Below are 6,414 nucleotides of genomic sequence, written 5' to 3' on the forward strand. Positions count from 1 at the left end.
GTGGACATCCACCGCGCTGGTCGTCGCCGCCCTCGTTTCCACCTTGTGGTTGCCAACTCAATCGGTCGAGCAAACGATTGCCGGGGATGCCAACGAAGACGCGATGATCAACATTGCCAACGCCTGAACTGCGGCACTTTCGGCTGTCCATCCATTGGCCGTTTTGACCCGAACCACGGTTCCGCCACGGCTAAAACATTCTGTGTTCCTTCGCCTCGATTCGAGGTCGTGCAGCGTTCAGATGCCGCTTTTCGACCGGTTTCCACATGGCCTCCCTCTCCCGAAACGAAGGTTGGGGAGAGGTCGCCAGACTACTTCGGTGTCGCGACGGAAAGCGGTTGCAATGCGGCGATGATGTCATCCGGTTCGGCTCTCGTCCGGTAGTCCACATCGACGAATCGCCAAACGACCACGCCGTCGTTGGACAGCACAAAGGTCGCCGGAATCGGCAGCACGTTGCCGTTGCCATTGTTGATTTTGCTCAGTTCGAGACCACGGTCTTTTGTCATGTGATCCAGCAAAACGTCTGGGACCTTCCAGGCCACACCATATTGCTCGGCGACACGCGCGTCTTGATCCGACAGGACAACGAATTCGAGTTCGTCCCGTTCGGTTTGCGACAGAGATTCGTCGGGCATCTGCGGGCTGATCGCGACCAACTCCGCTCCGAGGTTTTGAATTTCCGGCAGACGTTGCTGCATGGCTCGAAGTTGCAAGTTGCAATACGGGCACCAACTGCCGCGGTAAAACGTGACCACGACTGGCCCGCGTTCGAGCAGGCTGGCAAGCGAAACGTGTTCGCCCTGCGCGTTTGGCAATTCAAACCCAGGAGCCTCTTCACCAACGGCGGTCGCGTTGCCGCCTTGCTGAAACTCTTTCGCCTTCGCCAAGAGCTCATCGACCGACTGCATGAATTCAGGTTTCGCCTGGCGAGTCTTTTCGATCTGGGCATCGGTTTGTTGCTTGAGACTTGTCATGGCTGATCCTTGAAAAGTGGAGAATGTTTGAAAGATGGGCAAGCAACCGGTCTTCCCGCCAATCACGCCGCCAATCACGTGCCAAAATCAACCACCACTTTCACCTAACCAATTCACCCTTCCTGCAGACGGTTCGATCGAACCGAGGCCGGGCCGATCGCCAACCAACCAAACCAGCCACCCCGAAACGTCAGCGAGGAACCAACACAGTCCATTCCTGACCAACCGGCTTGTCGAGTTCGTCGCCAACGACGGATGAACGCATGTAGGATGGCACTCCTGCCCGTCGGCGTGGTGGATGTCGGCCAAGAGTGGCCAACCTACAGCAAAACCGAAACCCCGTACCGAGTCGGCTTCGCATTGCAACCCGCGGTGAATGTGAGAGCCTCGAACAATCAGTGGCCCAGCCGTCGCGTCGATGCGACGTCAAATTATTGTCGCCTTTTTGGTGCCGCGGAAGGTGAAGCGAATCGTCACCGCCATCGCCGCGATGGCGTAGCACACCGTCATCAGTTGGACAGGCTTTTTGGCGTCTGACGGTCCCCATTCATTGACAATGATGCCACAGCCTTTGACTCGATTTTGATTCCCACGTCACTCGACTTGGGAGAATTCGAAATTGCGGAGGGCACGATTAGTGGAACCCGCCCAAGCGGCCAAGCCAACCCGTTTTTCTATTCAGCGACATTCAGCATCGATGCGCTTACCGTGTCAGCCGTGCCAGAGCCATCAACGATGGCATTCCTGGCTTGCGTGGCTGGGGGAGCAGTCGTGCGAGTGAGCCACCGTACAAAAAGGACACTGGAACGGACCAAACGCTGAACGATTGGCGTGCTTTTGGGGAAATGAACTTCACAAGCCAAATCTTGTTCCTCTACCCCTGACTACGGCCGATCCAAAAGTGCGTAGTCCTTTGCTTGGGTGTCGAGATCAAAATGGAGCCCCACTGATGTTCGCTCAGACTGTACGTCCGTCAGGGTCAAAACATGATTCCCGTTTGATCGCTCAGCCACAATCCGTGCTCGGTCGAGATCACCAGGGATCGCATAAAAACTGAATCGTCCCTCGCAATTAGTCAGCTCTGGAGCGGAACGGGCGAAAAGTTGATCCAACTGAGTCTTGCGTGAATGGATTGTAACAAACGCTTCCTCGAGCGGTCTCCCGTCCACTCGAACGCGACCGGTGACCTTGATTGCCTTGTCCAGCCTCAACGTGATCAGCTCGTCGAGATCGGTCGTTGAAGTGATTGTTTGATAAGCCGAAGCAAACCGCTGGCACCGATCGTTGAGCTCCCGATCGAACACCTCGCGTTTGATCGGATCCAGCGGGGCATCGTCGCACAGCTTCATCGCTTCTTCGCTTGTGAGTTCGACACAATGAGCTTCGAGCGCAGCCAACGACCAGTCCACATGTTCAAGCGTCAATTGGCAGCGCCCGCTCGAATCCGTTGTTTGTGACAGTGCCAGTTCCATCGGAACAGGATATTCCTTCCCTTTCTGTTGGACGGTTTCGAGATAACGAGCCGCCACGGTTACACCCTCGACCGGTTTGCCCTGTTCGTCGACGACCCGAATCGAGATCCGTTGGCGATCCGCCGCGAACACGCAGATGGAAGTTGCAAACCAAAAAACGAACGAGGCGACACAGGTGTTTTTGGCGATCATAAATAGGCCTTCGAAAGTGATCCAAGAAACATGTCAACGTCCGTCTCACATAGGCTTGTCGTCCAAGAGCTCCACCAAAGTGTTTTTCATTTGCTGGCGTCCTGTGGTCCTTCACTTCACGACGATTTCCAATGTCTTCCCATTCTTTTCAATCGTACGTCAGTCGGTCGGGGCCGATCAAGCAGCGCGCTGCCGTTTCCACCACCGAATCGACGCGAGCAGCCTCATTCCTAGCACAAAGGCAGCCGGAATGGATCGCTGGACACGCTCGGTCGTGCTCAGCACTGGAGGCAGATTTCGACTCGCAGCACCTTTGGCATCCCCCCAAGTCATGCCAAGCGACACGACGCAGAACATCGTGATGATGGCAAACACGCACATTAGAAGTGCGACGCGGATCGCTTCGGGCCACGGCATCGACGGCCGAACCGGCTTCGCTTCGCGCGGCGGATCGTCATGTGGCTTCGGTGGCTCGTATGGATTGTCGATTGAGCTCTCCCCAAAACGTTTGAGGCGTGATTCCGGGTTTCGGCAGGGCTACTGTTTTTCCGTCACGGTCGCGTGTGGCGGAAGCAACCTCAGCAACGCAATGCGGGCGTTGAGTGTGTCAGCACGTGCGGCCAATAAAACTTGCCTCTCGCAAGTCCCTTGCGCGAAACTGGCGACGCGGTATTGCTCCATGCGAAGTCGATTCTTGATAATCTTTCTAAGCGTCGCGATTCGTTTCGATTTGGTCGCGGAACTTTCTAGCCGTGCGTTCAGCAGGTCGTGTTCGGCACTCAACACGTCATCCAGCGACGCTTCGCCGTTTTCGTAGCTGGCCGTGAGTTGTTCGAACCGCTCTTGCAGAAGTTCGTCCCTTTCGGATTCAAGTTCGCGTATTCGATCCTCAACCGTTTTCGCTGGTGCTGGCTTGACGGTGTCGTCAGCAACCAAAGCGGATGCGAAGGAGGTCGCGCAGAACCCGAGCAAAGCTGCAAACAGAAATTTTCGCGATGTCATTTGGCGTTCCATTGGGCTGGACCAATCAGTGAGAGAATCGGCGGGGATCACTGGATGGCGACGAAGATCGTTCAATTTTCGAAACAGGGATGTTCCTGTGCAGGACGGGGCTGATCTCGAGGGCCTGGTTTACGAGGAGCGTCATCGGACGGGAACACTGGCGTGTCAGGCAGGTGTCGTACGCGGCGATCAAAAACGCTCGCGATTGCGATACGAAACAGCAGGAGCATGACGCCAATCATTGGAATCGCAATCCAGTTAAAACTTAGAATGTAGTTGAACCGGATGAGCGAGATCGAGATCGCGACGTATGCTGTCAGCCACAGGAGCGTTGAAATGCGAAACCGCCTGGCGTCTCGCATCGCCCGGCGAAGGATGCGTCGGTCAAACATATCCTGAAACCCCTCGACAGTGTCCCAAAACGCAAAGGCCAGCGACAAAACGAGCAAGCCAGCGATCGTGGCGGCAGCGAGCGTTAGGGCGTATGCGTTCCAGATGAGTTGATCCAGTGTGCAGTCTGTGTCTCGTTTCAGGTGCCTTGAGTCGGTTGTCGGTGCGAATCACCCAGCGGCGAGTAGAGATCGTCTCTTTTTAATCCACGCGGGCCTGGCGTCCATGCGCGATCGAGGGCCGCGCTATCGCGAATCACTTGCAAAGAACCTTGAGCTTCATCCTACCAAGACAAACGCTCTGCAGGTGAAGCCCCACTCAGCGTCAGAGCTCGTGCAGTTTTCTGGTGCTAGGTTTCGCGGGTTTCTGCCTTTGAGAAACTCTCCCAAAACAATGTTTTGTGGGAAATCGAGCGACGCCGTTCGGACGTACGCAAGGGAAGGCCCCAACCCGTTCGTGTTTGCGGCTAGCGGTTCCACGCTTTCATCATTCGCTGGAACACCAAGCCGATCGCGATCAATGCCAGTCCAACGCTCCAGATTTCTGGCTGCACCCAGAACGCTAAACCGAGGCAAGAGGCCAAACCAAACCAAGGCACAATGGGCGAGAACAAACGTTCTTCCGATGTCAGCCGTGTTGCCGCGAGGTTGGTGAAGGCGTAATAAACCAGCACGGTGAAAGCGCTGAATGACCAAGTTGTGCGAACGTCCCCCATCAACGCGATGGCTGACACGCCCATCCCCACCGCCTCGACCGCGACATAGGGAGTCGCACTCTTGGCGGACACCGCAGACAGGTTGCCCGGCAAGTCTCCTCGACGCCCCATCGCGAAAACGACTCGAGAGAGTCCGAGGATCAGATTGAGAAGGACACCCAACATCGCCGTCACGGCCCCCACGGCAACCAGTTTGGCCACCAAGGGAGAATTCAATTGGTTGGCAACGAGTTGCAGTGGAGCCGTTGGTGGAGCGTTGGTTCCGCTCAAAATCTCTGTGCCGACGGCGGCGACCGCCACGCCGCCGACCACCGCGTACAGCATCGACGAGACCAGCAGCGTGGCCATGATGGCTCGCGGAATTGTTCGTCTTGGGGCGTGGACTTCTTCGCCAAGCGTCGCGATCCGGCCGTAGCCCGTGTAGGCAACGAACATCAACGCGCAGGCCTCGAGAAACTGCCGAGCAGCGGTGGGAGCATTACCCGACTCAAACAGTGGGGTCCAGTTCGCAGAACCTTCCCGCCAAGCCACCGGCAAACCAACGATCACAAAACTGGCCAACGCAAGCAGCGTCGTGCTGACGATCGCGATGTTGGCCCCATTGGATCGTCGGATCCCGCCGAGCAACAGCAGCGTGGTCACCAGCACGGCACCGATCGCCAGCGGCACCGTCCAGCCCGGCTGGTCAACTTGGAAGAGTTGCAGGGTGTACCCAGCAAACCCGAGGGCAGCGGTGGCGGCCGAAGCGGACTTGGCACACAAGAACATCCAGCCGGCCGTGAACCCCATCGAAGGTGTCAGCCAGCGGTAACCGTATTCGTAGGTGCCGCCGCTGACAGGATGCACGGCTGCCAATTGAGCGCTGCTCAGCCCGTTGAAGGTGGCCACGAGCGCCGCCACCAGGATCGCGAAGATGACGGAAGGCCCGGTGATCCCAGCAGCGATTCCAATGCTGACAAAGACGCCGGTGCCAACGATCGATCCGAGTCCCATCATCATGGCGCCGAACAAGCCGACGTCACGACGCAAGGACGTCGGCTCTGGGCGGCTGCTCGGCTGCGAATCGGTGGTCATGAAGAAAAGTCGGAATCGAAGGAAGATGGTGCAAGCCGAGAGTGTATCGACCGGGGCCGCGAAGCGTGGGCGAACAACTGTCGTCGCTCCGCGACTTGGGGGACTTTGTGTCGCGAGGCCGACCTTGGGTTGAAAACCCAAGGCTTTCGGGTTTCGTCGCTCCGCGTCTGGTTGTGGGTCCGGATGATTGAACAACCGCGGAGAGGTGACAGTTGCCAGCCTCGGGTTTTCAACCCGAGGTCTTGGGCGTCAGCACGACGCTCGGCAAGCCGCGGAGCGGCGACATTTGGCGAGCGATGAGCCGGCGACCGGATTGGAAAAATGAAATTGAAAATTGCAAATTGAAAAGTTGGGCCGGCTGACGCGTTGGCGGGGCATGGCCCCGATGGGAACGGCCTCATGCATGCCGCGCGAGCCTCGCTGAGGCTTTTTGAAGTTGCGCTTTTGCGTGCGGCATTGTTTTTTTCATAACCCGACGCGTCAGCGAGGCGAGGTCAACATCGTTTTTTCCTCGCTGACGCTTCGGGTTTTGAGAAAAGCGCAACTTCAAAACGCGTCAGCAAGGCCCGCGTGGCATAACGCCGGCCCCGTC

The 6,414-nt window shown here is 57.2% G+C and carries 5 protein-coding genes; all 5 read right to left on the bottom strand.

Annotated elements, in window-relative coordinates; genetic code table 11:
* Positions 1-311 precede the first annotated feature (311 nt).
* On the bottom strand, positions 312-977 hold the full coding sequence (locus tag ACF8AM_RS15900; RefSeq protein WP_392556576.1) for a peroxiredoxin-like family protein: 666 nt from the start codon (positions 975-977) through the stop codon (positions 312-314).
* A gap of 884 nt (positions 978-1,861) precedes the next feature.
* Positions 1,862-2,641 (bottom strand): carboxypeptidase-like regulatory domain-containing protein, encoded by a 780-nt coding sequence (locus tag ACF8AM_RS15905; RefSeq protein ID WP_392556577.1) that lies wholly within the window; start codon positions 2,639-2,641, stop codon positions 1,862-1,864.
* A gap of 177 nt (positions 2,642-2,818) precedes the next feature.
* Positions 2,819-3,058 carry a hypothetical protein gene (locus tag ACF8AM_RS15910; RefSeq protein WP_392556578.1) on the bottom strand — a complete coding sequence of 80 codons (240 nt, stop codon included), beginning with the start codon at positions 3,056-3,058 and terminating at the stop codon, positions 2,819-2,821.
* Between the two features lie 120 nt (positions 3,059-3,178).
* Complete coding sequence (locus ACF8AM_RS15915) at positions 3,179-3,643, bottom strand: TolC family protein (RefSeq protein ID WP_392556579.1); 465 nt, start codon at positions 3,641-3,643, stop codon at positions 3,179-3,181.
* Between the two features lie 856 nt (positions 3,644-4,499).
* On the bottom strand, positions 4,500-5,822 hold the full coding sequence (locus tag ACF8AM_RS15920; RefSeq protein ID WP_392556580.1) for an APC family permease: 1,323 nt from the start codon (positions 5,820-5,822) through the stop codon (positions 4,500-4,502).
* Positions 5,823-6,414 lie beyond the last annotated feature (592 nt).

This window comes from Rhodopirellula sp. JB055 (genome assembly GCF_043100905.1).
Classification (GTDB): domain Bacteria; phylum Planctomycetota; class Planctomycetia; order Pirellulales; family Pirellulaceae; genus Rhodopirellula.